This window comes from Leclercia sp. UBA1284 (genome assembly GCF_002308415.1).
Lineage (GTDB): Bacteria > Pseudomonadota > Gammaproteobacteria > Enterobacterales > Enterobacteriaceae > Enterobacter > Enterobacter pneumoniae.
The window spans coordinates 925975-950831 of record NZ_DBUS01000006.1 but is presented as its reverse complement, the minus strand read 5'-3'; the positions used below and the strand labels follow the sequence as shown (position 1 = coordinate 950831).

Genomic DNA, 24857 nt, shown 5'->3' with positions numbered 1-24857 from the left:
CGCAGCATTCATGAGTGAACTTATTCGACACACCAACAGTATTGAGTGGCGTTTTGAGCGTCAAATCTTACGTATAGAGCCCTGGGGAGAGCACAGCCTGCGTGTGCGAGCGACCTGTTCACCGGCGTTCAATGATGAAAATCACGCCTTACTGCCGGCGACACCGTCTACGGCTGACATTAACGTCCAGCCCGAGATCCTGACCCTGCGTAATGGCAATATTACCGCAGTGCTCAACCTGAAGGGGCAACTGGCCTTTTATAACCAGCGCGGAGAGTTGCTGCTGGAGGAGATGTGGCGTCAGCGCTCCACGGTAGGCATTGGGGCAAGTGAAAAGAGTCAGGATAAGTACGTCAGTGCCCTGAAGCTTGATGGTCGGGAATTCAAACCGCTTGCGGGGGGAAAATATCAACTCGCCGTCCGTTTTGAGTCGCGCCCTGATGAGCGGATTTACGGCATGGGTCAGTACCAACAGCCGTGGCTGGATTTGAAAGGCTGCACCCTTGAGCTGGCACAGCGCAACTCCCAGGCCAGCGTTCCCTTTATGCAGTCGAGCCTCGGTTATGGCATGCTCTGGAACAACCCGGCCATCGGCGAGGTCAGTTTCGCCAAAAACCAGACCGAATGGCGCGCCCGCGTGACCGGCGAGATGGATTACTGGATCACCGCCGCGGACTCTATCCAGGCCATTACCCGCCAGTATGTCAAGGCCACGGGGACACCTCCGCCGGCCCCGGCATTTATCAGCGGATTATGGCAGTGCAAACTGCGCTATCGCACCCAGCAGGAGGTGCTGGACGTAGCCCGTGAGTACCGTCGCCGCAACCTACCGCTGTCGGTGATAGTGATCGATTTTTTCCACTGGCCGAATCAGGGGACCTGGTGTTTTGATCCGGTCGACTGGCCCGATCCGAAAGCGATGGTTGAAGAGCTTAACGGCCTGGGCATTGAGCTGATGGTCTCGGTCTGGCCCACGGTTGAAGCACGTAGCCCGCTCTATCCCCACATGAAAGCCAAAGGCTGGCTGGTGTCCAGCGAACGCGGGGTGCAGGTAAATCTCGACTTTATGGGTAACACGACCTTCTTTGACGCGACGCATCCCCAGGCGCGCGCCTTCGTCTGGGATACGGTAAAACAGAATTATTATGATCTGGGTATCAAATTGTTCTGGCTGGATGAGGCCGAGCCTGAGTATCGTGCCTACGACTTTGATAACTATCGTTACCACGCAGGCCCGGTGCTGGAAGTGGGTAACCGCTATCCACGCGACTTCGCGCAAGGGTTCTACGAGGGGCTGAAGGCCAACGGCGAAAAGGATATTGTTAACCTGGTGCGCTGTTCATGGGCAGGCAGCCAGCGCTATGGCGTGCTGGCCTGGTCAGGCGATGTGCACTCATCATTCCACGCCTTCCGCAATCAGCTCGCCGCAGGGCTCAATATGGGGCTGGCAGGCATCCCGTGGTGGACGACCGATATCGGCGGCTTCCAGGGCGGCAACGTTAACGATCCGGCGTTCCATGAACTGCTGATCCGCTGGTTCCAGTGGGCGGTCTTCTGCCCGGTTCTGCGGATGCACGGTTATCGTGAGCCACAAATCCAGCCGCCAGAGCGCTATCGCGACGGCATTCCTCAGTGCAACAGCGGCTCCCCGAACGAACTGTGGAGTTATGGCGAAGCGAACTTCAGCATCATGCAGCACTGGCTGACGGTACGCGAGAAATTGCGACCTTATATTGATGAGCTGTATGACAATGCCCATCAGCACGGCGATCCGCTAATGCGCCCGCTCTTCTGGCACTATCCGCAGCAGCCCCAGAGCTGGGAAATTGAAGATCAATATCTCTTTGGCGAGGACCTGCTGGTCGCGCCGGTGATGCACGCCGGACAACGCCAGCGTGAGGTTTGGTTGCCTGCGGGCCAGCAGTGGATCGCACTGAACGGTGAGCGCTACCAGGGCGGTGAACGTATCCGCGTTGAGGCCGCACTGGAGACCATTCCTGTCTTTGTGCGCGAAGGAAGCCCGCTGGTATCGCTGTTAGTGGCGTAACCTTCAGGCAGCCGCCCAAAAATAGTGGAATTTTTTAGAAAAGCCTGTTTACTCACCCGGTTGCGGGTAAAGTAAGCAGGCTTACTATTTTTGGCAAGGATCTCTTCATGTTTGACCCTACCCTGCTTATCCTGCTCGGGCTGGCTGCACTGGGCTTTGTCAGCCATAACACCACGGTTGCCATCTCCATTCTGGTGTTAATTATTGTGCGCGTTACGCCACTCAGCGGCTTTTTCCCCTGGATTGAAAAACAGGGCCTGACCATCGGCATCATTATTCTCACCATTGGGGTGATGGCGCCCATCGCCAGCGGTACGCTACCTGCCTCAACGCTTATCCACGCCTTTATGAACTGGAAATCATTGATCGCCATTGCCGTGGGCGTCTTTGTCTCCTGGCTGGGGGGACGGGGCGTAACCTTAATGAGCTCTCAGCCGACGCTGGTTGCCGGCCTGCTGGTGGGTACCGTACTGGGGGTCGCGCTGTTTCGCGGCGTTCCCGTTGGCCCGCTTATCGCCGCCGGTCTGGTCTCGCTGTTTATCGGTAAGACGTAGCCAGGGTGGCAATGTAGCGCGCGGGGGTCTGCCCAAGCCCCTTCTTGAACATAGTAATAAAGGCGGTGGTGGAGTCGTAGCCCAGCATTTGCGCGACCTGCTGCACCGTCTGCCCGGATATTAATGCCTGTAGCGCGACAATCAGTTGTAGCTGATGGCGCCAGCGGCGAAAACTCAGCCCGGTTTCGTTAACCACCAGCCGCGCCAGGTTACGCTCACTCATCGCAAAATGACGCGCCCACTGATGCAGGGTTTGCCAGGCGGCGGGCTGGGCGATCATCATTTCACTCATCTGACGGATTTTAGGATGCGGTGATACCGGCAACTGTAACTGTTCCTGCGGCTGGCTCGGCAGTTCATCGCCCAGCACCTCCACCAGCCGCTGGCAGGCGATGTTTTGACGTTCTGCCATTGCGAGGATCACCTCTCGAACCAGCGGCGAGATTTTTAATGTGCAGCAGCGATCGGGTAGCGCGATAGCGCCGGGTTCAATAAATAAGAAGCAGAGCCGCGCGCCGGGGGTGGCTTTATTACTGTGGGGAAGCTGCCCCGGGATCCACACCGCATACTGGGGCGGCACCATCAGCATGGCGTTTTCCACCTCCGTGGTGATGGCGCCGCGTAGCGCCAGGATCAACTGTCCCTTGCGGTGCTGATGCAGCGGAATGAACTGCTCCTCTTCCACCACGCGAATATGGAAAGCCACTGCCGCAGCGTGCTGGCTATCCGGGTCATAACCATTTAAACCGAGACCAGACATCATCTTGTCCGAATTTAGCGATAATCTGTCATTTTAGCTTGATTCCATCAGCAACGAAAACGGGTATCGTGTGGCCTTCATTTCAGACCAGGGAAAACAATGACCACTGCACTCTCTGCCACCGGGAAACAGCGCGCCCTGCTGATTGCCGGGATTTTGTTAATCGCCACCACGCTGCGAGTGACTTTTACCGGCGCCGCACCGCTACTGGATGCGATTCGTCTCGACTACGCCCTGAGTACAGCTCAGACTGGATTACTGACCACCCTGCCGTTGCTGGCTTTTGCGCTGATATCGCCGTTAGCGGCAGGCCTTGCCCGGCGCATTGGGATGGAGCGCAGCCTGTTTGTAGCGTTACTGCTGATTATCAGCGGTATTGCGCTGCGTTCCCTGCCCGCGGCATCGCTGCTGTTTATCGGCACCGCCGTGATCGGCTGCGGCATTGCACTGGGCAATGTTTTACTGCCAGGACTGATTAAACGTGATTTTCCAGGCCAGGTAGCGAAGTTAACCGGGGCCTACTCTCTGACCATGGGCGCGGCGGCTGCGCTGGGCTCAGCGCTGGTGGTGCCGGTGGCATTGGGCGGTGCAGGCTGGCACGGCGCCTTATTGATGCTGATGGTCTTCCCGCTGCTGGCGTTGCTGCTGTGGCTCCCACAATGGCGACAGCAACCGGCCAGCCAGCTCAGTGGTGCACGGGCGCTGCATAACCGGGGGATCTGGCGCTCACCGTTGGCCTGGCAAGTGACGCTGTTCCTCGGCATTAACTCGCTGATCTATTACGTCATTATCGGCTGGTTACCCGCTATTTTACAAAGTCACGGCTACAGCGAAACCGAGGCCGGCTCCATGCACGGCCTGCTGCAGCTGGCCACTGCCGCTCCGGGGCTGGCCGTTCCGCTGATTCTTCATCGTCTGAAAGATCAGCGCGCGCTGGCCGGAGTGGTGGCGTTAATGTGTGCGGTCAGTGCCGCCGGCTTTTGGTTTATGCCCTCGCAGGCTGTGGTCTGGACGCTGATATTCGGCTTCGGTTCAGGGGCGACGATGATCCTCGGCCTGACCTTTATTGGCCTGCGTGCCAGTTCCGCGCATCAGGCTGCGGCGCTTTCGGGGATGGCGCAGTCGGTGGGCTATTTGCTGGCCGCCTGCGGCCCACCGCTGATGGGGAAAATTCATGATACCAGCGGCGACTGGCATATCCCGCTGCTTGCCTGTGCGCTGGCCTCAATCGTGATGGCCGTTTGCGGCATACTGGCCGGGCGCGACCGGGAGATCGCGCCGCGTTAACAGGCCTTTAGCCCTGCGCCGCACGCAGCAGTGCCTGCACCAGCGGCGCAGGACGCCCATCCAGCGCCGCACGCTCATGCTGGAACAGCGTGGCGACAAAAAACGGATGCGTCACTAACTCAACGGCGCGAATATCACCCTGTTCATCCCAGCCGGTGACCCGCAGGTCGCCCTTTTCCAGCTCTGCCGCAAAGGCTTCAGACACACCGTAGTTGCAGTGATACCCCTCGACAATCTCTTCCCGACCATACGCTTTCGCAATCAGGGTATTGGCGCGCAACTCGATGGTGTTCGTGACCTCCACCAGAGAACAGGTGAGCGGTGCGATCACCATGCGCCCGTCGCTGTCCGTTTCAGCATGGGCAGCGTCATGCCAGCCCAGCTCGTTACGCGCATATTCAATCAGCGCATGCTGGAAGCCGCCACAGGTACCGAGGAACGGGAGGCTGTTTTCGCGGGCATAGCGGGCGGCAATGAACGCCGCTTGCACGTTTTTATAAGGACTTGCCGGAACCAGCCAGAGTGCGTCATAACCGACCAGATCCTCCGGACTACTAAGCTCGGTGGTCGCTATCCAGTCGTAATCAGCGGTAATATCCAGTACAGCGGCGGCATCATCAATGGCGAGCGGTATCGCCTGGTGCGCCAGAACGTCAGGGTTATAATCCCCAACCAGGGCAATGCGGAGGGTATCTTTTTGCGGAGTGTGTTCCATCAGGTATTCCTTATGCCAGAAAAATTCCGGATAACATAAGGAATCTCAGACTACCGATCTTTTGCAATTATCACAACACCTTAAATTAGGTGGCAAAATAAGGAGATAAAGATCATGATTCAGTGCAAACGTCTCTATGACGACGCCAGTAAAGAGGATGGTTACCGCATTCTGGTTGACCGTCTCTGGCCACGAGGAGTGAAGAAAACGGACCTGGCCTGCGATGAATGGTGCAAGGTTCTGGCGCCTTCAGGCGAGCTGCGCAAAGCCTTCCATAGCGAAACCATCGACTTTGCCAGCTTCAGTAAGGCGTATCAGCAAGAGCTGGAAGAAAACGTTGAGGAAGGAAAACGCATCGCCAGGCTGGCAGATAAACAAAGGGTCACGCTGCTCTATGGTGCGAAAGATCGCGAGCAGAACCACGCCCAGGTGTTGGCCGCATGGCTCCGCCGTCTGTAATTTAGTCGTGCAGTGCTGTGAGCAAGATTTCAGGTAGTTGTTGCGGATTGAGCGGCAACAGATGTTCCGGGCGCACAAAGGCAAAACCGTGCTGATTATCACAGGCAAAGACATCGCCGGTCACCAGCCAGAGCGCGCGTTCGGCGGTATCTGGCATTTCGGTTATTACGCCATTCACCGGATTCAAAAAACGCTGTCCAGGCTGGCAAAGACCAAACAGCTCAACGGATTTACCAATATTGCGACGGCCGGCAGTCGTACGGGCGCCAATGACTAACGCCAGGTTGCCCGGCTTTAACTGAAACATACTTCACTCATTGCAGGTTGAATTCTGAGGGCTAAGATTATTCTTAATCCCGCCTATTATCGCAATCACTTTCTCCATGATTTCTTCATTAATACTGCATCTTTGGGGGTTATAGTGGCCCCGTTCTCACCTTGACCAGAGAACATCATTCCGTAATCAAGATCTATTTTGCCCCGGTTAACTACCGGGGCTTTTTTTATTCTCTCGCCGAAACATAACGGACGATTCCTGGATATATCAAATTATTCACATTCATGTTTTACTATGCGCCGAAGCCCATTTTTTCAGCAAAACATACAGATACAGAGGTCTCTGTATGGGAGTCGAGCATCGCATGTCGGATCTAATTCTTGCCCGTGTTTCTGAAACGCTTGCCACCGAACAATCTCTTGAGAGTCTGGTGCGCCAGCTTCTTGAAATGCTCGAGATTGTTACCGAGATGGAGTCTACCTATCTCACTAAAATCGATATCAGCGCCCGTTTGCAGCATATTCTTTATGCCCGTAATAGCCAGCAGATGCAGATCCCGGAAGGGTTGAGCGTTCCCTGGGGCGATACCCTGTGTAAGCGCGCGATCGACTCCAGTACCTTTTTTAGCGATCACGTTGGCGAACAGTTTCCCGATTGCGATGCAGCCAGAGCGCTGGGGATCACAACCTATATGAGCATCCCCATTCATCTTGCGGATGGGTCTCTCTACGGCACCCTGTGCGCGACCAGCACGCATAAAAAGAGATTGAGAGAGCGCGCCGAACATGTGCTGAAGTTGTTTGCCGGGCTGATTGCCCAGTCCATTGAAAAAGAGTCGTTGGTCACTCAACTGCGGGAAGCCAACGCGGCGTTGATTGCCTACTCCTATACCGATGCGCTGACGGGCCTGCCGAATCGGCGTGCGATTTTTGAAGACCTCTCTACCCTTTTCTCCCTGGCGCGACACGTAAAGCGGAACGCCATTATCGCTTATATCGATCTGGACGATTTTAAACTGATTAATGACCGCTTTGGCCATGAAGCGGGTGACAAGTTCCTGGTTGAAGTGGGGAAGCGGCTTAACGACGGCCGTCGTGATGATGATATCGTCGGCAGACTGGGCGGAGACGAGTTTATGGTTGCTTGCCTGTCCCGGAATGAGGGAACGCAGGAAGAGCAATCGCTCTCGCTATTGAAGACGCAAATCAATGCGCGTATAGCCGGAGAGTATTGGCTAGGCAATGTGCATATTGTCTATCCAGGGGCCAGTCTTGGGGTAATCGAAGTGGATCCGCTTTCGACTGATGCCGACAGCGCCCTGCGCTCGGCCGATGCGGCTATGTACGTGGATAAAAAATCCCGACGTAAAACCGCTTTCCTCAATGTGGATTAACCCCGTACACTCAACGGGCTTTGATTATCAGGATGGATAAAAACATGCGGATCGGTATTTTGTTTCCGGTCGTTATCTTTATAACGGCGGTAGTATTTTTAACGTGGTTTTTTGTCGGCGGTTACGCGGCACCAGGGGGATAAATGAGAAAAACGACCATTATTATGCTAATTGTCGCTGTTGTTGCCGTAGCCGGAAGCCAGCTGGGCTGGTGGTGATGACAATAAAAAGACCGCCAGAAGGCGGTCTTTTTATCTGTTAGCTCTTGATTTTACGGTAAACAAACAGCACGACCAGCGCACCGATCACCGCCACTACAAAGCTACCGAAGTTAAACCCATCCACTTTGCCGAACCCGAAAAGTGTACTGATCCAACCGCCGACCACGGCACCAATAATCCCCAGGATGATGGTGACAATGAAGCCGCCGCCGTCTTTGCCCGGCATGATCCACTTCGCCAGAATACCCGCGATAAGCCCAAAGATAATCCAGGATAAAATTCCCATATCGTTCCTCTCTGTATGGTTTTTGTCGTTAAATCAAGTACACACAAAGGATAGCACAGGATTTAGATTTGCAAATTGTGATAAGCATCACGTGCACGATTTAACGCCATCTGAAAAAGAGGCAATCCGCACAAAAGAAGGGGTTGCATGTTCCAATGAGAAAGATTATCTTTCTCAATACTGAATAGTTGAGCGAAACACTCAGGTATTCAGTACGACATTGCTCACATTGCTTCCAGTATTTCTTGCCCACCTCGTGTGGGCTTTTTTTTATCTGTACCCGCATTGATCGTTTTAGCATTTGCTATTACGATTATTCGCACTGGTTCAATATCCTATACATAAATTGATAATATGAACGTATCTAGTCGATTCATCATTTTTATAAATGTTGTTTCAGCAGGCGCGCTGTTATGTCTGCTGTCCGCCAAATTCAACTGGTTTTAACTGAGCAGGCCCGGTGTTTACCGGGCTGTTTACTTTGTTCTTCACCCCTGTACCGCAGAGAGCATAAGGCTTAAAGAGACCGTTTTGACGCGCAATTTATTCTCGCAGCATCTCCTTTCCGATTATTCCGAATAATAATTTAGATATTCATAAGCGCAGCAGAAATTACTATTACAGCCCTCAATACCATTCGCCTTAATATATAACTCAGCCGTTATCACACTATGCGTGGCAACCTCGAGCCGCCCGGCATAAGGGAAAAGTTTATCAGATATAAAAAAACGGGAGCCCTTCGGCTCCCGTTCTTGTATAACCCAGTGACTGGATTACATGTTTTCGATGATCGCGTCACCAAACTCTGAACATTTCAGCAGCTTAGCGCCTTCCATCAGACGTTCGAAGTCATAGGTCACGGTCTTGTTGTTGATCGCGCCTTCCATACCTTTAACGATAAGGTCTGCTGCTTCGAACCATTCCATATGACGGAGCATTACATTATCGATTTCATTTTAACCAACTGAATTTGCAAGAAAAATATTATAATTTGGTGACCAACAATGTCACCAACTGATTTTCGTAACACTTTGAATTTATGGTTGATGATTTTAGTTTTGGGGAAGGTTTGCGTAGCTTCTTCCAGTTCCGCGACTCATTTCTTTACGCTCTTCACGCCCACCAGCATAATCACATCGATCCGATTGTAGGATTTAAGGTGCGCACCCTTTTTCAACGAACAAATAGCAGATCGGAGAACCTCGTCGTATAGCGAGGCGAGAGCATCTCCCTTTTCATTTGCCATTGCTGCTGTATTCCCTGCCCGGCAAAAAACAATGTCCCCCTCCCTCCCTTGGCGTTCAGGTGATCCAGTATCTCCATGAGTTGTTCGCTGTTTCGTCGTGGCCCCGTGTCGTCGAACAGGTTTAGCTGCGCAACGCCCTGGCTGAAGAAGTCCCCAAGCATCACTCCCGCTTTCTGATATCGGTGGCCATCACGCCAGATATTATCCAGGCAGCGTACTGCGGCACTGATAATGTCCCTGCTATCTTGAGTTGGCGTCAGCAGCTTCACAGATACACTATTCCCGTAATACGGCTCATTGATTGCGAAGGGCGAGGTTTTCACGAATGCAGAGATGTAGCGACAATACTGGTGCTCACCGCGCAGCTTCTCCGCCGCGCGCGCCGCATGACTACATATGGCCTGGTGCATATGCTCATATTCTGTGACGCGTTCGCCGAATGAGCGCGAGCAGACTATTTCCTGTTTGGCCGGCGCGTACTCCTCAAGTTCGAGACAAGGTTCGCCACGCAGCTCACGCACGGTTCGCTCCAGTACCACATTGAAATGCTTCCGGATAATCCAGGTGCTCTGCTCTGAGAGATCGAGAGCGGTTTTGATACCCATGGCATTCAGTTTTTTACTGATTCGGCGCCCTACGCCCCAGACATCCTCTACTGGGACGAGCGCCATTAACCGGCGCTGGCGATCGATATTTGATAAATCGACAACTCCGCCCGTTTGCCGCTGCCACTTTTTAGCAGCGTGGTTTGCCAGCTTCGCCAGAGTTTTCGTTTGCGCTATTCCCACACCCACAGTGAGGTGAGTATCCCGCAAAACAGTGGCACGAATCTCCCTGCCGAAATCTTCCAGGTTCCGGCAGTTACGAACCCCGGTCAGGTCACAAAATGCCTCGTCGATACTGTAGATTTCAACTCGAGGGCTCATGACCTCCAGAGTGGTCATCACCCGGTGAGACATGTCCGCGTACAGCTCGTAGTTACTGGAGAACGTGGCCACATTGTATCGACGAAATAATTCACGTTGTTTGAAGAACGGCTCACCCATACTTATGCCAATCTGTTTCGCCTCGGCGCTTCTGGCTATAACGCACCCGTCGTTATTCGAGAGAACAACGACGGGCCGCCCCTTTAAATCGGGTCTGAACACCGTTTCACATGACGCGTAAAAGCTGTTCACATCACAAAGCGCAAACATCTCAACTGGCCGCTTTAACGATGAATGTCACGACCCCGAAAACATCGAGCGTATCTTCACTTTCTACCAGGATCGGTGAGTAGGCGCTGTTCATAGGATTGAGTTGAACAGTCGGACGAAGCTGAAGTCGTTTAACGGTGAACTCACCCCCGATCGCGGCGATGACTATGTCACCATGTTCTGCAACCCTGGAGCTGTCCACGACCAGCAGGTCACCATCACTGATGCCTGCTTCAACCATTGAATCGCCCGCGGCCTTGACAAAATATGTGGCGCTCGGGTGCTGGATTAGCAGTTCGTTCAAATCGATGCGCTGCTCGACATAGTCTGCAGCAGGGGAAGGAAAGCCACACTGAACAAGGCTCCCATAAAGCGGTAACGCGACAATGCCGCGTAACTCTACTGGTGTGTAAAATTCCATGAAAGATCACTCCTGTTTATACTGTTTTTATATACAGTAGTTTTTAACAGGGATTAGATCAATGCGAAGCCGCCTATCAATTATTACGACTGATGGCGGTCGGTGTTCACTTTCTGCTCTTGTGATGCCTCTGCAATCCTTTTATTCCAGATGCTGTTCTGAGGCATTTCTACACGGACGGAAACGAACTGGTCGCGAGGAATATCTATAGGATCGCCATTGCTCACACCGTCCACTTCATTTCTGGCGAATGCCGGCGCCTCCGGATGTGTACGGTGATAGGTTTTTACCACCACAGCTCCATCAGCATTTACTTCATAATCCAACCAGATAAGCGCCTGGCCATTTCGATCTTTCGGGATATCGAATCCTCCATCAATACCGCCCCAGGCAGCATCCGAATTCATACCCATGCAACCATCAATCAGGTATTGCCCCTCACTTAATCGTGTCACGATCACGCCCTCAGATTCGTCGTTCGTTTCGTAACTGCCATTGGCGTAAAGCTTAACCACCGGCGAAGCGCGCTTAATGTACCCATTAGTGTCTACCGTAGTGTTGCCATCATCCCAGATTCTGCGCCACGACGAGGTACTACCTGGATCACGACCTCGCCAGTAGAAGTTCTGTCCGCTGCGTCCTGAAAGCTGAAGAGCATAATCACCGGCAGCCGCCTTGATCGTGAAACCAAGGAAGTTAGCCGCTACCGGGCCGCCAGAGTTTGAAAAAATGGTCTGGGTGGCCGTGAAGTCGTTGTACGAATTTCCGGTTGTTGAACCAAGTCCAAAATCACCTACCGACAGCATGTCGCCAGAGTTACTGTATGCGTTGCGTGTTGCGCTACTTCCCAAGCCGAGGTTTGTGCGTGCGCCATCGGCGGTGGTTGCGCCAGTGCCTCCATCTCCGATAGCCAGCCCTCCCCCGCTACCTTTCTGAAGTAGTTTACCAATAGCGGGAATGGTGACTGCTTTACCGTTGATGGTGACCGTGATGTTCTGGTTTGCTGAGGTAGTGGCGAACGTTTCCCAGCCGCCAATATTCTCGTCGTACTCGTTAATGAGCTGCGAAATGCTCTGTGCCAGGCCATCGACTGACAAGGCATCTGTTACCAGAATGCCGTACTTCTGGCCGCTGAGCGCGGGTGACGCTGCAGGCGTGACCGTTAACGATGTTGCGCTATTGATGGACGTGATCTGGAACAACTGAACGGGGTTGGACATGACCATAATCGTCTGACCAGCGCGGACCTGGCTGGCCGGTGCCGTCCAGTTTGTTCCTGTGCCGGTGGCAGTGTTTCCGTTAATGGCGATGGTGCCAGTGTTATAAAGCATATTTTCTCCAGGCAATAAAAAACCCCGCCGCAGCGAGGTTGATTAAAAAGACAGTTTATTCAGACGTACATATCGGGAAGAACGGGAAGATTCAGCGGCGTTACCGTGTCATTACCGAAAATTGCATACCGCTCGCGGCCCAGATATTTCCCACCCTGTACCGAAGCACTGCCGTTCTGTATTTTTATTCCGAACATTCGATACACATACATGCCATTTACTTCGTGAGCCATCAGGCCGAATCTGCCCAGCGGAACATATCCGTTACCGATGCTCACGCCATTTTTCGAAGGTGTCCAGAGCTGATTGAGGTAGACGAAAGGCCGTCTTGTCGTTGAAAACGTGCAGACTCCTGCAGCATTAAAGATATTGAGACCGGTGCCAGGCTGTGGTGCCACGCCACTGGCGAATATGACAATATCTATTATGCCCGTCGTCGGAGCATCATCGTTGGTGGACGGAGGGCTGAAGAATCTGACCGTGCTGCCATCGAAATCGACAGTGTTACCGCTATTACAGCGACCAAAGACAATATATTTGGACTTATCGTACCCCGCTATCGTGGGAATCGCCCAGCCCCCAGTGGGAACATTGACGGTTCCTTTCCAGATACACTGCCCTGACTGCGTGGCGTTGGTAATCGCCAGGAAGTCGGTGCTGTCACCAATAAGCAGGCCTTCGCCTTTACGCTGGCCTGGCGGAAATATCTGCCAGATGCTTCCGGGGAACGTGTACGTACTCTCACGCTCACTGATGCTTACATCCTTCATCGTGGAGTTCTGCGTCACACGGCCACCGGATATAGTGACCGAGTTCATTTTATGAAGCAGCCCTGAATCAAGGTAAGCTGTCGCATGCGGGATAAACAGCACCTGCGCACCGGAAACATAATCGGCAATATCAACGTACTTGGCTTTCTGGTAGCCACTGACAAAGTTGGCCCCAAACGACGGGCACCGCAGGCCCGCCGTTATCTCCATACGCTTCCCGCCGTCATTGAGATCAATCAACAGTCCTGTAGGCATATTATGACCACTCCCCAAGCACAATCCTTCCACCACCAGACAGATTGACCGTGAGGCCATCACTGTCGATCACAGTCGCCTTGTTCGGCCCACTAAATCCGAAATTACCGGTTGTTGCATACAAAGCTCCTCGCACGGTGACGTTGTTCAGTTCTGCGTTACCACTTTTCGGCATATTCCAGCCTGTCTTGCCAGCCACAAAATTATCAGACTTCAGAGAATCAGTGATTTTCCCAAACTGAATGCTCGCATCGCGGAAGAACGCATCATTGATGAAGGTCTGACCGTTCTGAATCACGAAAGGCAGCGTAACTTTACCGCCTGCCTGAGCCATGACGGCGAAGCGGTCAGCCAGGAACAATACCTGCGATTGCATGCCGCTCGGTGTATTCTCAACGCCGATCCCCATCCCGGCGGCGTACTGGCGTCCGTTGGAGTCCACCGCCACCTTGATGTTGTACATCGCGCTCAGGTTGCCGTTTACATCAGCCACCGCCTGCGCAGTCTGGTTAATTGCTGCAGTCTGGCCGTTTACCGTAACCGTCAGGGAGTTAATTTTCGTGGCCGAGGCCTGCGTGAAATCAGCAAGGGTTTCGGTGAGATCGGTCGCGTTTGAGACATTGCCACCGGCAGAAGCATCAAGCGTCACCAGCGCACGGGCAACCGCCTGGCTGGTGTCTGCAATGGTGGTGTCGATGCGGTCGATACTGGCGCTGTTCCCGGCGTTGGTGGCTGTCTGGGATCGACGGCTGGTGACCTGCGCGAGGCTGTTCTGAATAACCGCGATAGAGGAGTTTTTAACGCCTCCCGTCATGCCATCCATTGAGACAAAGATTTCGTCAATCTTCACCTCGGCCTGCGCGAGACCATCGCCATTTTCCTTGATGGCCAGCGCCTGTTGCTCCAGATCGTCAGCGTTCTGTCTGATGTCGTCGGCCATGCCAGCAATTTTCTCGTTGCTGTCGACTGCGCTTTCGATCAGTTCCTTGAACGTGTCCGATTCTTTAATATCCTCCAGGATAACATCGGTGATATCCGATACGTCGATGCTGGCCTGTCCACGTACCCAGTCTGTGTAACCCGACTCATTGCCTGTCCTGTCCACCAGCTGCGCCCGGTACCAGAAAATTTGCCCCGCCTTCAGGCCCATCTGCTGATACTTGCGCTGCGGATAGGGAACATCGCTCAGAAGGACGGCATCATCCTCGCTCCCGGTCAGGCTGTACTGGATTTCTGTTTTCAGCGTGTCGTCCGTATTCGCCGGGAACCCCCAGTTCAGCTCAATACCAAATACCACGTTTTCAGAGGCGGTGAAGCCCACCGGCTTCGGCGGGTTGCCCACCTTACCCGTCAGCGTTTTCTCTTCCGAATAGCCCCATCCGGAGGATATTTCGGCAGCATTAATTGCACGCACCCGGACCAGGTAGCGCCCGGCGTAAATCCCCGGCACGTCGAAGGACGTGGTGGAGCTGCGCGGCACGTTAACCCAGTTCCCGTCGTTGCGGCGCCATTGCGCTTCATAGGCGATAGCGTTCTGCGCCTGGTCCCAGCTCACGCGCATGGTTTCAACGCTGATGTTCTGCTGCACCACGGAGAACGAGCTGATCACGATGTTAGCAGGTGGCGACTGGTTACCCGGAGGAATGACGCTTACAGGACGCTGGTCAATTATGGCGCCGGTATCGATGCGAGCATATTTATCCGGATCGTGCCAGGCTGCTGCAATGGAAAACGTACCATCGTTATTGTCGGCCACGCTGACTACGCGGTATTGCTGCGCGTAGAGCTCGCTCGACTCCACCACCCAGACCGATTCCGGTTGCGGGGTCTCGCTATAGGCTGTGGTGACGGTTACCTTCCTGCCGCTGACAGACTGAATGGTTCGGCTCTGCGCGGCGCCAGATGGCAGGTTGAGGATGAGGCGATTCCCGGCGGTGGCGTCAGGCTCCCGATCCAGTGTGATAACACGGCCATTAACTTCGCTGATGCGGCCGCCCATCACCTTTCCGGATAAAAGCTCATCTGCAACGGCGATGATGTAGCCAGGCTGGGGAATATTACCGTCCAGGCCGACATCAAAGGAAACGACCCGATCCTTATTATTGGTCAGAATGCCCCAGCGCCCTTTACGGTTAGCCTCCGACTGACGGGTACAACCAATCGCCGTCATTTCCAGCTGATTAAATCCGTAACGCGCCACCAGCGCATGCTCAAATACGGGCTCCATGGCATCGGCATAGGCGTTAGACGGGTCTGACCAGGACACCAGCGCAGTCGTGTAACGTGTTTTGGTCGTACTGCTGGAGTAATTAAAACGCCCGTCGATAACGTTCGAGCGAGTATAGCTGTAATCGACATCACGGGGCATGTCTGCAAGGGATACAATCTGATCCCCGCCCCAGTACGTCATACCCCGGAAGATGGCCGCAAAATCACGCAGAACGGTGTAAGCGTCGTTTCGCTCCTGAACATAGACGTTGCAGGTATAGCGAGGTTCGGTACCGTTGCCGCCTTTACCGTCCGGCACCAGCTGATCGCAATACTGGGCCACCTGGTACAGCGTCCATTTGTCGATATTCGCCGCCGTCAGGCGGTCACCCAGCCCGAAGCGGTCGGTCACCACCAGGTCATAAAAAATCCACGCCGGGTTATCTGTCCATGCCCACTTAAACGTCCCCGTCCATGTACCGCTGTAGGTTCGGGTTTCTGGATCGTAGGTATCCGGAACACGGATAACGCGTCCGCGCGGTTCGCATGAAATCTGAGGAATAGAGCCATTGAACTGGCTTGAGTCGAATTCGATGTACAGCAGCGCGGTGTTCGGATAGCGCAGTTTAGCGTCAATCACCTCGGTAAAGCTCTGCAGCGTCATCGTATCGCCGATCTTCGCGCTATTCGCGTCAGCGGTGATTTTACGCAGACGAAGCGTCCAGGTGCTGCCGGCCTGCGGAAGATCAATACGGTGGCTGCGCTCATAACCGGATGTGGTTTTACCGGTTACGCTGGTATTCAGTACCGTCTTCCAGGTGCCGCCGTCGGTCTGCAGATCAATCGCATATTTAATCGAATACCCGACCAGATCGCCGTCGTCTTCCTGCTGGAAAAGCGATGGCCACTTCAGGCGCACACGAACGGCAGAAAGCTGGGTATTGGTAAAAGTGCGAGTCCAGGCTGTGGCGCTTGATACTTCGGTACCCACGCTGATTTCGTTTTCGGTGCCGGGTATGCCCTGGATATATTTCTGCGCCTGAGTGCCGGAACGAAACTCCCAGGTGACGCCGCTGAAGTTCTGAGAGCCGTCAGCATTCTCAATAGCGGTACCATCGAGATAAATATCTTTGCCGGTTAACTGGCCTGAAAACTCACCCTCACCAAGCGCGATTAATAATTTGGCCTTCGCAATAGACTGGAGATCGTCAGGCTGTTCGGTAGGCGTGCGTGATTTTGAGCCGCCACCCTTGCGGCCTCTTATAGCGGTTGCGTTTACCATATTGCGCCCATAAAAAAACCGCCCGGAGGCGGTTGGTTATTCGAAGGTGTTAATCCCAGTGCTCATTGCTTGCACATTCATCAAGTGCAGCAGCGATTATTTGTTTCTGCTCGGGGCTGAAATCTTTCCATATCAACTGTAATGCTTCTGAGGCATAGTTATGCCAGTTATGTACATGTCCGCCTGCAGACCAATCCGGATTATCCCAGTCGAGATAAGATGCTCCGCTTATAGCTTCTTCGAGTGCTTTCTGAGCCTTTAGAAGGGGATCGGGGACGTTTTTTTCTTTATTTAATGGTGGGCTGCACAAGATATAACCATGAAGCAATTTCATCGTTTAATATCCTCGGAATTGGAATGAATGACTTTCTACTGTTGATCTTCGACGTAAATGCCAGCTGAAATAATCGCACCTCCGATGCGCCGGCGCCCGTAAAGAAGAGGCACCGGATACCCTTGCGCAGCGGTATTGGTCACGCCACCGAAAGCATATGATGCCCGGTTATCTGCATCCTGTTTACTGGCGAGGCCTGCCGGTTGAGGAGAAAGCATCTGGATTACGCCGCCTGCCATCATTGATACACCGAGGCTGGTGATCGCACCGCCAACACCTATACCAGCTACTGTCCAACCGGTAAAAGTACTGATAACTACACCAACAACAACCAGAACAGCGCCTAAAATAGTTTGCAATACGCCAGCTTTTTTACTCCCGATAATTACTGGTACGACCCGAATGACTTCTTCGGTAACAGGCATCCCAAGATCATCTTCAGAAATATTTTTTTTGCCTCTAAAAACAGCATAGGTTAGACCGCGACGCTGACTTGAAATCATGTATTGCTCAAAACCTTTCACTGTGGCAGCTAGCGCCCGTGTAGCTTCATGAGTAGTTCTGATAAGTCTGTAATGAACTGGGCCAAATGTTTTCCCCAAAAGCCCACCAAGCTCAATTCTTACCGTCGTTTCTTTCATACAAACTCCATAAAAAAACCCCGCCGAAGCGAGGTTCTATGAAAATTATGCTTTATTCAGCTAGAAAGCAGTGGGATAAATACCAAAGTCTCCATTGGTTCCATACCCAATACGATACATTAGAGTACCATTTTCCGTTACTTTTCCTGATTGTTCACTCATACCTCCACCGCAAATCCCTTTAGGCCATGCGCTGAAAATATGATCTCCTGATTTAGGATAAACAGTAACTTTCTCAGCAGTATCTAAATCTGCAACATCCTTTCCATCAACATATACACGAGTCAAACATGCACTACCCATGAAACCAGAATCACGCTTTATAATTACTTTTCCAGAATCTGCATTTTTGACAAGAAGCGTACTGTCGATAATTTGTTTGGCTGGAACATCTTTCGCCTGCTCATTTGTAACTGGCTTCGTAGCGCAACCAGCCAAAAAACAGAAAGAAAGTGTCAGCAGTGTTCTTTTCATATCCTTATCCCCTTTGTTTTTCCGAAGATTAACACAGAGTTTTGTAGCGAAGAACTATCGCTGTTCTTTCCTGCCAGTATCCACCGTAAGGCACTCGTTGGCTCAGATGACCGTACAGATGGTGCAGCAGCATATTACCTTCCAGCAGGATGCCGGCATGGTTCCACTTGTCAGCCTGAACCTGCATGATCACCATATCGCCTGGCTGAGTCGGGCCGTTGAATTCCCGGAAACCGCATTCGTACCAGCAGTCCTGATAGAAATTATCCGGGTATTCATTTTCCCACCACGGATAATCAACCCGGTAATCGTGCAATTCAATTCCCTGGGTCTGCCGGAAGTAGCTCATTACCAGACCCCAGCAGTCGTAAACGCCCAGCACGAAAGGCCGCTCAATAAGGGGGATTTCTCCTCTGGGCATAATTGTGCGCAGGTCACCCTCCGGCCAGCTGACAATGTGCCAGGGCAGGCCGTTGAGATCGCACTGAGCTTTATCCGTTTCGCTCGGTTGGGTAGTTGCATCAGGGTGACTGTGCACGATTGCGGTCACCGCCCCCCAGTCTTCAGCGGCGGCGTAGTCTTCAGGACAAAGGACAAAGTTTTCCTCCGGATCTGATGCCAGATTGCGGCAGGGGAAATATCGCTCCACCCTGCTCTTCTGTGCCACCACGCCGCAGCATTCACGAGGATATTCAGCTGCAGCATGCGCCATGATGGCTTCGGTGGTTTTCTGGCGCATATCAGCTCCTGATTAAAGATGTACCCGGGAAACCACCAAACGACAGCTCGTTATTTTCTCCGAACCGAAGTTTGCAGGCCGTCAGCGTTCCGTTGCATTCATCCAGGGATGGATCGCTTACCGGGTTATTGTTTTTATCGAAATAGCGCGTGCCGGCATAGTCGCAACCATCACCGGTACGGTACTTGTTACGGATGCACCAGGTGCACAACGAATGAAGCTGGCGCGTAGGTATCATCAACCCCTGTAGGTCCATCGGGCTGGAAAGGGTGAATTCAACGACCTCGTTAGTCTCGTTGCTCTTCGCATCAATATAGAAAACCTTCAGCTTTTCCTGGGTCGGATCGGCTGTCGGGTTACCCCCGGTGAAGTTTTTCGCATCGAGATATTTACCCAGGGTGTCATGTATCGTCACCTTCGCCTGCAACATATCGTCATAAGCCAGGCAAAGTGCGGTGATCGAGCTGTCGAGGTTAGCAACCGAAAGTTTTGGCTGCGCACTACTCCCAGAGGTAGAAGCCTCGATCCCCTCAATCTGGGATGGCCACGCTTTATATTCTTCGCCCTGCCACCAGATTGATTTGGCAGGGAGCTTGTTTTCGTCACCGCCAGCCGCTGTTATTTCTGCTTCAGTATGTGCGAGACTGTAGTTGTGAAACCGTAAGACCTCACCTGTACCAAATGCAGTGCCATCCACTTCGAAAAGCCTGACCTCATCGCCTGGCTCGAGTTTCTGATAATCTGCGTTAAGACTCATGGTTTATAGGCCTGTTCAAAAGTTGCAGAAAGGTTGAAGAGCCCAGCGCCAAGCGGCGACGGAGTGTAAGTATCACAGCGATACAGCCCCAGCGGTTCAAGCGGTGGGTGCCACTGAAAAGACTTTGTTCCCTGGTGGCGATCGAGAAAGTTTTTAATTTCCCCGATATACGTTTCGGTGCCGGTAAACTGTAAGTTCCACTTTTGTGAACGCGGATTTAAGCCATCACCGGAAACCTGTTCATACCCGTCACCAAACTTAGCGGAGCGGCGGCGGAACGTTACCTCCTGCTCCGCGTTGATGCGTGGGCACCAGCTGAATGTTTCAAGAGCCATCAGCGGCCTCCTTTTGCGAGATTCCAGACAGCACCGCCCGGGGATAAATCGCGGCCAATAAGCTCCCGATAGCGCCTGTCGACAAAATTCCCCACCTCTCGCGCGAACTGTTCATAACCACTGGTTGCCTGAGTCTGGTTGTTCCCGTTGCCATCAATCTGGATACTGACCTGCGGTGCTCCTCCACTACCTGGCGTGACGCCGCCATTTCCCACGGCGCGGACCCCCAGGGAACCATCAGACGCGCGGGTAAGAGGCATAATGGCTTCAGGACCAGCCTCTCCCATCAGACCGGCACCTTTTGCAAACGCAAACAACGTCGGTGAACTGACGACAGAGTTACTGTACTGACTGAGATCGGCTGAAGAGTAAACGCCGCCTTTGGCGTTTAATTGCAGATTTGCACCGTAGTTCTGGATTGCTGTTCCGCTACTGGCAGAGGATGAGGCGGCACCGCTAAACAGCGAACCGATAGAGCTGGCCGCGTTCGCGACCATCATATTTACCATCACCTGTTCTATGATTTTCAGAACGCTTATACCCCAGTCTTTCCAGCTCGCTTTATTGCCGTTGAGCATCTCGACAATGTTGCTGCTGATCCCGGAGAGAGCGCTTTTCATGACGTCGGCCGCCTGCATTGCATAGTTCGTGGAGTCATCCACCCAGTCGGCAAGTCCGTCCCGGGCGCCGGTTACCCAGTCAGCCTGTAGCGCATCGACTTTCTTGTAGTAATCCTCCTGAACTTCGAGCCTTTCAGACTGCGCATCCTTCAGAGCCTGCGTTTCCCGGTCATAAACCGTCTGGCTTATATCACCGGACTGATACTGCTTTTGCAGCTCCCGCTGCTGGTCGAGAAAATCGCGCTCAATACTCAGGCGTTCCCTGAGCCGCTCACGCTGCTTATTGCCGATTCCTGCACCTTGCACATCCACGCCTAAATCCGCACGCGCATTCTCGTTCTGTGCCTGCAGATTTGCCACAAACGCCGCTACCCTGGCATTTTCTTCATTGGCTTTTTTGACAGCGTTCAGGCGATCCACTTCCTGAGCCAGAGATACCAGCCGCGTCTTCTGCGCTTCGTTAAGTGACTGCAACTTACCGTCGGCAATATCGAACTGTAGTTTTTGCTGCTCGGTCACCACAGCCGTTTTTTTGCCGGTAGTGTCGATGAGTTCGATCTGGCGCAAGTAACTACGCTCAACGCTTTTAAACGCAGAATCCAGTTTTTGACCAGAGGTATTATTTTGCGGCTTACCGTTTTTTTCCCCGCTGCCAAGGCTATAGTTTGTTTTGACTGGCTCGGGCAGTTTTATTTCCGGTAGAGTAGATTGGGAGTTCTTCAAAAAGGCCAGTCGCCTCTGGAGCTCAGCCCTTTCGGCCTCCTTACCGGATACGTCCATACCTATTCTGTTGAAACTCGCCAGTACGCCTTTATCATCGAGATCTGCATTCAGGTTCTTGATGCGCCGTTCAATTTCTGGAATGGAGGCGTTCAGGCCGACAGAACTCCCGCCTTTGTACTGGTCTATCAGCTTCCCTGCCTCGGCCCCCACTCTTACCAGCCAGGTGGCCAGGTCCACTACCCCACCAACAAGATCAGTCAGCCCCTGAATAACGGCCGGATCTTTAAATACATCCCCCATATCTCCAATAGACTTCTGGAGCCCACTCAAATCTACGCTGGCGAGCCCCGCAGCAAGTTCAATTTTGACGCCGTTGACCTGCGTCTCCATATCCTCAAACAGGGCGTTAACTCTAACCAGTTTTTCAATATCTGCGTCATCTGGCGCCACACCAAACTTCTTCGCGGCATCCATATACTGACGCAGCTTTTCACTGCCATTTTCGAGGAGCGGCAGCATCTTTGAGAGATCATTGCCCAGGCTTTCGAGAATGGTGGTCTTCTCGGCGTTGGACTTAACTTTCTCCAGGGCGTCGCTGATAGCCAGAAGTTGCTTATCGGGAGATTCTCCGGCCAGTTTCTTAGCTGACAACCCAAGAGAGTCCAGCGCACCGACCGCCTCACCAGATTTATTAAGAACGGCATCACCGATTTTGTCTCCGACATCTTTAAAGATATCGGCCATCTGATCGCCGGAAACCCCTGCTTTTTCTGCAGCATATTGCCAGGCTAACAGTGACTGCGTGGACATGTTAAGGGACTTTGCCCAGCGGTCTGATTCGGTTATCTGACGTGAAGTTGTTTTGAGCAGGTTATACCCCGCCACTCCGGCTCCGATGGCTGCAGCGCCGACTGCTGTTGCGAATCCGGTCATGGCAACTGCAGCAGCTGCGGCATCCTCCTTTACCTGCTTACGCCATTTTTGTGAAGCTCGCTCAGCCTGTGAGAGGCCAGAGACAAAACCGCCCACCTTGGCAATCAGGTCTATCGTCAGGGTGCCCAGTGATTTGGAAGCCATAAACTCTCCGTTGGCGGCGTTATGTCCAGCTGGCTCTGGCCTCCTCTAACGAGATTGGCCCATCAGCAGCTTTGACTTTGGTAAAGTGCAGTGTGAAATCGGTCGCGGTGAATGGTGGGTGTTTAGGGTCTCTGTTAACGTTGGCTATCATGCTGGTCACCAGCCCGGCACCCCACTCAACCCGCAACATAGGGTTCAGACTTCCGTATCTTTCCCGGTACTTTGCCCAGAGCTGAGTTTCTTTGAATGAGAGCGACTCGCGCGCTTCGGCGATCGTTTTGCCTCCGATTCCGTTGAGGACGAGCTCGCACCAGAATTCGTCTTCGGCGCTGAGCTCGAAGTCTTTCCCAGATCGTTAACTTCCTGAATGGCCAGCAGCAGCGCTACCGTCAGACCGCCATCCAGTGCACCACGTTCAGGATCGGCCTCACCAGTAATGTCTGCCGGAGTGAAGATGGGCTTACCCAGTTCATCGCAGATAGATGCAGCAATACGTCCTGCCACACCATCGACCTTACCCCCAAAAGCCAGTACATCGGAGGTTGCTGTGTGATAACCCATAGGGCGAACATACACGGTCGCAGTGATTTTTTTATCACCCTGTTTCCATGAGATTTCTTTCTCAACCGGGCGACCGGTAAACGCGCCGGAATCTTTGAGTGCTTCAAGCGTAAGTTTCATTATTTATCCTGAGTAAAAAGGGCGTTGCCGCCCTGATTTTATGGGGTCACGACTTTTGGCACCCATACAGCAGATCCGGAGCGCTGGACAGATGCTGAAGTAGAAACAACAGTGTTAGCTGCAAAATCAAACGGGAAGTCGGAGACATAGCCTTTGAATACAAACCAGGTTCGACTCGGCGGAAGAACCAACCCGTCCACGGCGCCGCTAGCATCTTCTGCCGCAGCTGTAGGAGAAGCCGTTCCGTCTGACCAGCCAATTGCGAACGTCAGGTCCTGATCCTCTTCATCGTCCGAAATCGACAGGTTGTAGAGCATGATGTGGCTGGTATTTTTAGGATCAGCGTTAAGCGTCAGTGATGCTGTGCCAGGCGTTCGAAGACCACGCTTATAGCTGCGATCAAAGCGTTCAGAAAGACAGGTGTCTTCAATCTGGTCAGCCGGATTGCTGCCGGGTGAAAATGCAGTGATACATTCAACTTCGCTCACCGCGCCTTTTACGAGCACAAAGAGCTGCGTACCTTGCGTCAATACAGACATTGTTATCTCCGGTTATAAAAAAACCGGCTCAAGGCCGGTGGTTGAATAATTCGTTTCTCGAGTGACTATCCAGTCAACATCGAATGAGTAGCGATATCGCTTTGTTTCCGGGTCTTTCTCCTGACCGCCCAGGCGTGTGATATAAGCGTGAGGCTCGATGGCGTCACGCAGCGCAGAGGCGACGGCGATAACCTCGTCCGCCGTGTCGGCATACGCATCTACCTGCAGCGTAAAGGAGTCTGCATCCGGCCGCTGTGCCAGATAGTTTTCCGGCAAGCCAGTGATGTTCTGCCACACCGCATACGGGTAAGCGACAGCATCATCCTGCTGGCCGAAGGGGTATAGTCGCACCGGATCAGATCCGAGTAGCGCGGTTACCGCCGCACTGGCCGCGCATACACCAAATATGGGCGCAATCATGGTGGTATTCCTTTTTTCTGAGCGCGCTTAATGGCCCGGTCAATGGCCTTTTCATACTCAGTGCCAAAGGTATTTAACACTTCGCCGACGCTGCTCTCCGCTGCCGGGCGCATAATTGGCTGGGCGCGAACGTTCTCGGTACCGAACTCAATAAGTCGCCAGTGAGGAGTGGGTGCGTTCTTGCCAAAATCGGGGTGCTTTTTAAGGACCGCGCCGTGCAGCACGCCAATGCGAAAACTCAGATCGCCCGTCCGCTTAAAAAGACGGCCATTCCAGCGCATGGCGATGTTATCTGCGATGCTCCTGCCGGTACCCGGGTCATCAACGCGACGGGCGTTAGTCTTCGCTTTCTCGACGATGACGTTGCCGGCACGCCTGAGCGCTGCCCTGCCACCTTTGCGACGCAAATCGACGCTGACGGCATCCAGTTTGCCCAGCAAAGAATCGACGCCAGTAATGCTGAACTCAATACCATCAGCCATCGTTAACCCCCTGCGAACATGGAAGTGTCAGATATTCGCGCCCGCTTTTGTCGTCGGACAGAACGCCATGGACGTTATAAACACGGCCGAGATAAAGGATGCGGTGCTTACTGGTTACGTCATCGCGCCAGCGAATAGTGATCCGCGTCGTGACTTCGCTTTGCCCTGCCTGGGCCGCCACAAACTCACGCGCGGAAAGATCGACAACACTGGCCCACAGGGTAGCAACGTCAGCCCAGCCGTTGATAATGGCCCCGGTAGCCGGACTCTGGGTTTTAACAGGCCTCTGCAATATAACGCGGTGACGAAGTTTTCCGGCCTGCATGC

At 53.2% G+C, this 24857-nt stretch carries 30 protein-coding genes and 1 pseudogene; 8 read left to right on the top strand and 23 right to left on the bottom strand.

The annotated features are described in order from the left end of the window. The first annotated feature begins 10 nt into the window (after positions 1-10). Together B3511_RS07810 and B3511_RS07805 are read left to right on the top strand one after the other, a co-directional pair. Positions 11-2047 carry a TIM-barrel domain-containing protein gene (locus tag B3511_RS07810; protein WP_286778084.1) on the top strand — a complete coding sequence of 679 codons (2037 nt, stop codon included), beginning with the start codon at positions 11-13 and terminating at the stop codon, positions 2045-2047. Positions 2048-2154: 107 nt separating this feature from the next. After that, the gene (locus tag B3511_RS07805) at positions 2155-2601 is read left to right on the top strand and encodes a DUF441 domain-containing protein (RefSeq protein ID WP_040076064.1); all 447 of its coding nucleotides are present in this window, start codon (positions 2155-2157) and stop codon (positions 2599-2601) included. Here the strand turns inward: B3511_RS07805 and B3511_RS07800 are convergent. Further along, positions 2585-3361, bottom strand: a complete 777-nt coding sequence (locus B3511_RS07800) for an AraC family transcriptional regulator (protein ID WP_286783345.1) — start codon at positions 3359-3361, stop codon at positions 2585-2587. The genes B3511_RS07805 and B3511_RS07800 overlap by 17 nt on opposite strands. 99 nt (positions 3362-3460) lie before the next feature. Here B3511_RS07800 and B3511_RS07795 point away from each other — a divergent pair, with 99 nt between their 5' ends. Next, a complete protein-coding gene (locus tag B3511_RS07795; protein WP_286778083.1) occupies positions 3461-4648 on the top strand; it encodes a CynX/NimT family MFS transporter in 1188 nt (395 codons plus the stop codon). Positions 4649-4655: 7 nt separating this feature from the next. On the opposite strand, the gene B3511_RS07790 is transcribed toward B3511_RS07795, so the two are convergent. Next, positions 4656-5363, bottom strand: a complete 708-nt coding sequence (locus B3511_RS07790; RefSeq protein ID WP_286778082.1) for a CTP synthase C-terminal region-related (seleno)protein — start codon at positions 5361-5363, stop codon at positions 4656-4658. A 114-nt stretch (positions 5364-5477) separates the two neighbouring features. Between B3511_RS07790 and B3511_RS07785 the strand changes: the two genes are divergently transcribed. Continuing rightward, positions 5478-5822: a DUF488 domain-containing protein gene (locus B3511_RS07785; protein ID WP_040076069.1), complete on the top strand. Its 345-nt coding sequence runs from the start codon at positions 5478-5480 to the stop codon at positions 5820-5822. A 1-nt stretch (position 5823) separates the two neighbouring features. Here the strand turns inward: B3511_RS07785 and B3511_RS07780 are convergent, their stop codons facing one another. After that, complete coding sequence (locus B3511_RS07780) at positions 5824-6129, bottom strand: hypothetical protein (RefSeq protein ID WP_286778081.1); 306 nt, start codon at positions 6127-6129, stop codon at positions 5824-5826. Between the two features lie 334 nt (positions 6130-6463). Between B3511_RS07780 and B3511_RS07775 the strand changes: the two genes are divergently transcribed. The 3 genes from B3511_RS07775 to yoaJ are packed head-to-tail and all read left to right on the top strand — an operon-like array spanning position 6464 to position 7710. Further along, a complete protein-coding gene (locus tag B3511_RS07775; protein ID WP_286778079.1) occupies positions 6464-7492 on the top strand; it encodes a sensor domain-containing diguanylate cyclase in 1029 nt (342 codons plus the stop codon). 44 nt (positions 7493-7536) lie between these two features. Next, positions 7537-7635, top strand: a complete 99-nt coding sequence (locus tag B3511_RS07770) for a YoaK family small membrane protein (RefSeq protein WP_154298865.1) — start codon at positions 7537-7539, stop codon at positions 7633-7635. Further along, positions 7636-7710 (top strand): protein YoaJ, encoded by a 75-nt coding sequence (gene yoaJ / locus B3511_RS20655; protein ID WP_072039564.1) that lies wholly within the window; start codon positions 7636-7638, stop codon positions 7708-7710. It begins immediately after the preceding gene. Positions 7711-7750: 40 nt separating this feature from the next. Here yoaJ and B3511_RS07765 read toward each other — a convergent pair whose 3' ends face one another. Further along, on the bottom strand, positions 7751-7999 hold the full coding sequence (locus B3511_RS07765; protein ID WP_040076073.1) for a GlsB/YeaQ/YmgE family stress response membrane protein: 249 nt from the start codon (positions 7997-7999) through the stop codon (positions 7751-7753). A gap of 354 nt (positions 8000-8353) precedes the next feature. Between B3511_RS07765 and yncL the strand changes: the two genes are divergently transcribed. Continuing rightward, positions 8354-8446, top strand: a complete 93-nt coding sequence (gene yncL / locus B3511_RS07760) for a stress response membrane protein YncL (protein ID WP_072039515.1) — start codon at positions 8354-8356, stop codon at positions 8444-8446. Positions 8447-8772: 326 nt separating this feature from the next. Here yncL and B3511_RS07755 read toward each other — a convergent pair. The 19 genes and pseudogenes from B3511_RS07755 to B3511_RS07670 form a co-directional block, all read right to left on the bottom strand. After that, positions 8773-8940: pseudogene (locus B3511_RS07755) on the bottom strand (isocitrate/isopropylmalate family dehydrogenase); the annotation flags it as partial. A gap of 232 nt (positions 8941-9172) precedes the next feature. After that, complete coding sequence (locus tag B3511_RS07750) at positions 9173-10441, bottom strand: Y-family DNA polymerase (protein ID WP_286778077.1); 1269 nt, start codon at positions 10439-10441, stop codon at positions 9173-9175. Position 10442: 1 nt separating this feature from the next. Beyond that, positions 10443-10862 carry a translesion error-prone DNA polymerase V autoproteolytic subunit gene (locus B3511_RS07745; RefSeq protein WP_286778076.1) on the bottom strand — a complete coding sequence of 140 codons (420 nt, stop codon included), beginning with the start codon at positions 10860-10862 and terminating at the stop codon, positions 10443-10445. 83 nt (positions 10863-10945) lie between these two features. Beyond that, a complete protein-coding gene (locus tag B3511_RS07740) occupies positions 10946-12193 on the bottom strand; it encodes a phage tail protein (RefSeq protein WP_286778075.1) in 1248 nt (415 codons plus the stop codon). 59 nt (positions 12194-12252) lie between these two features. Beyond that, a complete protein-coding gene (locus tag B3511_RS07735) occupies positions 12253-13218 on the bottom strand; it encodes a DUF6453 family protein (protein ID WP_286778074.1) in 966 nt (321 codons plus the stop codon). Between the two features lies 1 nt (position 13219). Continuing rightward, a complete protein-coding gene (locus tag B3511_RS07730; protein WP_286778073.1) occupies positions 13220-16708 on the bottom strand; it encodes a host specificity protein J in 3489 nt (1162 codons plus the stop codon). Positions 16709-16757: 49 nt separating this feature from the next. Next, the gene (locus B3511_RS07725; RefSeq protein WP_286778072.1) at positions 16758-17042 is read right to left on the bottom strand and encodes a hypothetical protein; all 285 of its coding nucleotides are present in this window, start codon (positions 17040-17042) and stop codon (positions 16758-16760) included. A 35-nt stretch (positions 17043-17077) separates the two neighbouring features. Then, positions 17078-17683, bottom strand: a complete 606-nt coding sequence (locus B3511_RS07720) for a tail assembly protein (protein WP_286778071.1) — start codon at positions 17681-17683, stop codon at positions 17078-17080. 60 nt (positions 17684-17743) lie between these two features. Then, the gene (locus tag B3511_RS07715) at positions 17744-18157 is read right to left on the bottom strand and encodes a hypothetical protein (protein ID WP_286778069.1); all 414 of its coding nucleotides are present in this window, start codon (positions 18155-18157) and stop codon (positions 17744-17746) included. A gap of 28 nt (positions 18158-18185) precedes the next feature. Further along, entirely contained in the window at positions 18186-18896 is a 711-nt protein-coding gene (locus B3511_RS07710; protein WP_286778068.1) for a C40 family peptidase, read from the bottom strand. A gap of 1 nt (position 18897) precedes the next feature. After that, positions 18898-19653 carry a phage minor tail protein L gene (locus tag B3511_RS07705; RefSeq protein ID WP_286778066.1) on the bottom strand — a complete coding sequence of 252 codons (756 nt, stop codon included), beginning with the start codon at positions 19651-19653 and terminating at the stop codon, positions 18898-18900. Further along, complete coding sequence (locus B3511_RS07700) at positions 19650-19988, bottom strand: phage tail protein (protein ID WP_286778064.1); 339 nt, start codon at positions 19986-19988, stop codon at positions 19650-19652. Before B3511_RS07700 ends, B3511_RS07705 begins: the two co-directional genes overlap by 4 nt. Continuing rightward, the gene (locus B3511_RS07695) at positions 19988-22408 is read right to left on the bottom strand and encodes a phage tail tape measure protein (protein WP_286778063.1); all 2421 of its coding nucleotides are present in this window, start codon (positions 22406-22408) and stop codon (positions 19988-19990) included. Before B3511_RS07695 ends, B3511_RS07700 begins: the two co-directional genes overlap by 1 nt. A gap of 19 nt (positions 22409-22427) precedes the next feature. Beyond that, a complete protein-coding gene (locus tag B3511_RS20720) occupies positions 22428-22598 on the bottom strand; it encodes a hypothetical protein (RefSeq protein WP_422393482.1) in 171 nt (56 codons plus the stop codon). A gap of 5 nt (positions 22599-22603) precedes the next feature. Beyond that, the gene (locus B3511_RS07690) at positions 22604-23089 is read right to left on the bottom strand and encodes a phage tail assembly chaperone family protein, TAC (protein ID WP_286778061.1); all 486 of its coding nucleotides are present in this window, start codon (positions 23087-23089) and stop codon (positions 22604-22606) included. A 38-nt stretch (positions 23090-23127) separates the two neighbouring features. Further along, entirely contained in the window at positions 23128-23628 is a 501-nt protein-coding gene (locus B3511_RS07685) for a phage tail tube protein (protein WP_286778060.1), read from the bottom strand. Between the two features lie 12 nt (positions 23629-23640). Beyond that, a complete protein-coding gene (gene gp17 / locus B3511_RS07680; protein ID WP_286778059.1) occupies positions 23641-24048 on the bottom strand; it encodes a tail completion protein gp17 in 408 nt (135 codons plus the stop codon). Further along, positions 24045-24530: an HK97-gp10 family putative phage morphogenesis protein gene (locus B3511_RS07675; protein ID WP_286778058.1), complete on the bottom strand. Its 486-nt coding sequence runs from the start codon at positions 24528-24530 to the stop codon at positions 24045-24047. The genes gp17 and B3511_RS07675 overlap by 4 nt, the downstream gene beginning before the upstream one ends. After that, positions 24523-24855, bottom strand: coding sequence for a phage head closure protein (locus B3511_RS07670; RefSeq protein ID WP_263616108.1), 333 nt, complete (start codon positions 24853-24855; stop codon positions 24523-24525). The genes B3511_RS07675 and B3511_RS07670 overlap by 8 nt, the downstream gene beginning before the upstream one ends. Positions 24856-24857 lie beyond the last annotated feature (2 nt).

Coding starts and splice junctions, on each gene's coding strand:
- B3511_RS07730 (WP_286778073.1), bottom strand. CDS start 16,708: ATGGTAAACGCAACCGCTATAAGAGGCCGCAAGGGTGGCGGCTCAAAA.
- B3511_RS07780 (WP_286778081.1), bottom strand. CDS start 6,129: ATGTTTCAGTTAAAGCCGGGCAACCTGGCGTTAGTCATTGGCGCCCGT.
- yncL (WP_072039515.1), top strand. CDS start 8,354: ATGAACGTATCTAGTCGATTCATCATTTTTATAAATGTTGTTTCAGCA.
- B3511_RS07740 (WP_286778075.1), bottom strand. CDS start 12,193: ATGCTTTATAACACTGGCACCATCGCCATTAACGGAAACACTGCCACC.
- B3511_RS07670 (WP_263616108.1), bottom strand. CDS start 24,855: ATGCAGGCCGGAAAACTTCGTCACCGCGTTATATTGCAGAGGCCTGTT.
- B3511_RS07770 (WP_154298865.1), top strand. CDS start 7,537: ATGCGGATCGGTATTTTGTTTCCGGTCGTTATCTTTATAACGGCGGTA.
- B3511_RS07790 (WP_286778082.1), bottom strand. CDS start 5,363: ATGGAACACACTCCGCAAAAAGATACCCTCCGCATTGCCCTGGTTGGG.
- gp17 (WP_286778059.1), bottom strand. CDS start 24,048: ATGATTGCGCCCATATTTGGTGTATGCGCGGCCAGTGCGGCGGTAACC.
- B3511_RS20720 (WP_422393482.1), bottom strand. CDS start 22,598: ATGTTGCGGGTTGAGTGGGGTGCCGGGCTGGTGACCAGCATGATAGCC.
- B3511_RS07810 (WP_286778084.1), top strand. CDS start 11: ATGAGTGAACTTATTCGACACACCAACAGTATTGAGTGGCGTTTTGAG.
- B3511_RS07800 (WP_286783345.1), bottom strand. CDS start 3,361: ATGTCTGGTCTCGGTTTAAATGGTTATGACCCGGATAGCCAGCACGCT.
- B3511_RS07695 (WP_286778063.1), bottom strand. CDS start 22,408: ATGGCTTCCAAATCACTGGGCACCCTGACGATAGACCTGATTGCCAAG.
- B3511_RS07700 (WP_286778064.1), bottom strand. CDS start 19,988: ATGGCTCTTGAAACATTCAGCTGGTGCCCACGCATCAACGCGGAGCAG.
- B3511_RS07720 (WP_286778071.1), bottom strand. CDS start 17,683: ATGAAAGAAACGACGGTAAGAATTGAGCTTGGTGGGCTTTTGGGGAAA.
- B3511_RS07675 (WP_286778058.1), bottom strand. CDS start 24,530: ATGGCTGATGGTATTGAGTTCAGCATTACTGGCGTCGATTCTTTGCTG.
- B3511_RS07745 (WP_286778076.1), bottom strand. CDS start 10,862: ATGGAATTTTACACACCAGTAGAGTTACGCGGCATTGTCGCGTTACCG.
- B3511_RS07735 (WP_286778074.1), bottom strand. CDS start 13,218: ATGCCTACAGGACTGTTGATTGATCTCAATGACGGCGGGAAGCGTATG.
- B3511_RS07775 (WP_286778079.1), top strand. CDS start 6,464: ATGTCGGATCTAATTCTTGCCCGTGTTTCTGAAACGCTTGCCACCGAA.
- B3511_RS07710 (WP_286778068.1), bottom strand. CDS start 18,896: ATGCGCCAGAAAACCACCGAAGCCATCATGGCGCATGCTGCAGCTGAA.
- B3511_RS07750 (WP_286778077.1), bottom strand. CDS start 10,441: ATGTTTGCGCTTTGTGATGTGAACAGCTTTTACGCGTCATGTGAAACG.
- B3511_RS07690 (WP_286778061.1), bottom strand. CDS start 23,089: ATGAAACTTACGCTTGAAGCACTCAAAGATTCCGGCGCGTTTACCGGT.
- B3511_RS07705 (WP_286778066.1), bottom strand. CDS start 19,653: ATGAGTCTTAACGCAGATTATCAGAAACTCGAGCCAGGCGATGAGGTC.
- B3511_RS07685 (WP_286778060.1), bottom strand. CDS start 23,628: ATGTCTGTATTGACGCAAGGTACGCAGCTCTTTGTGCTCGTAAAAGGC.
- B3511_RS07805 (WP_040076064.1), top strand. CDS start 2,155: ATGTTTGACCCTACCCTGCTTATCCTGCTCGGGCTGGCTGCACTGGGC.
- B3511_RS07715 (WP_286778069.1), bottom strand. CDS start 18,157: ATGAAAAGAACACTGCTGACACTTTCTTTCTGTTTTTTGGCTGGTTGC.
- B3511_RS07785 (WP_040076069.1), top strand. CDS start 5,478: ATGATTCAGTGCAAACGTCTCTATGACGACGCCAGTAAAGAGGATGGT.
- B3511_RS07725 (WP_286778072.1), bottom strand. CDS start 17,042: ATGAAATTGCTTCATGGTTATATCTTGTGCAGCCCACCATTAAATAAA.
- B3511_RS07795 (WP_286778083.1), top strand. CDS start 3,461: ATGACCACTGCACTCTCTGCCACCGGGAAACAGCGCGCCCTGCTGATT.
- B3511_RS07765 (WP_040076073.1), bottom strand. CDS start 7,999: ATGGGAATTTTATCCTGGATTATCTTTGGGCTTATCGCGGGTATTCTG.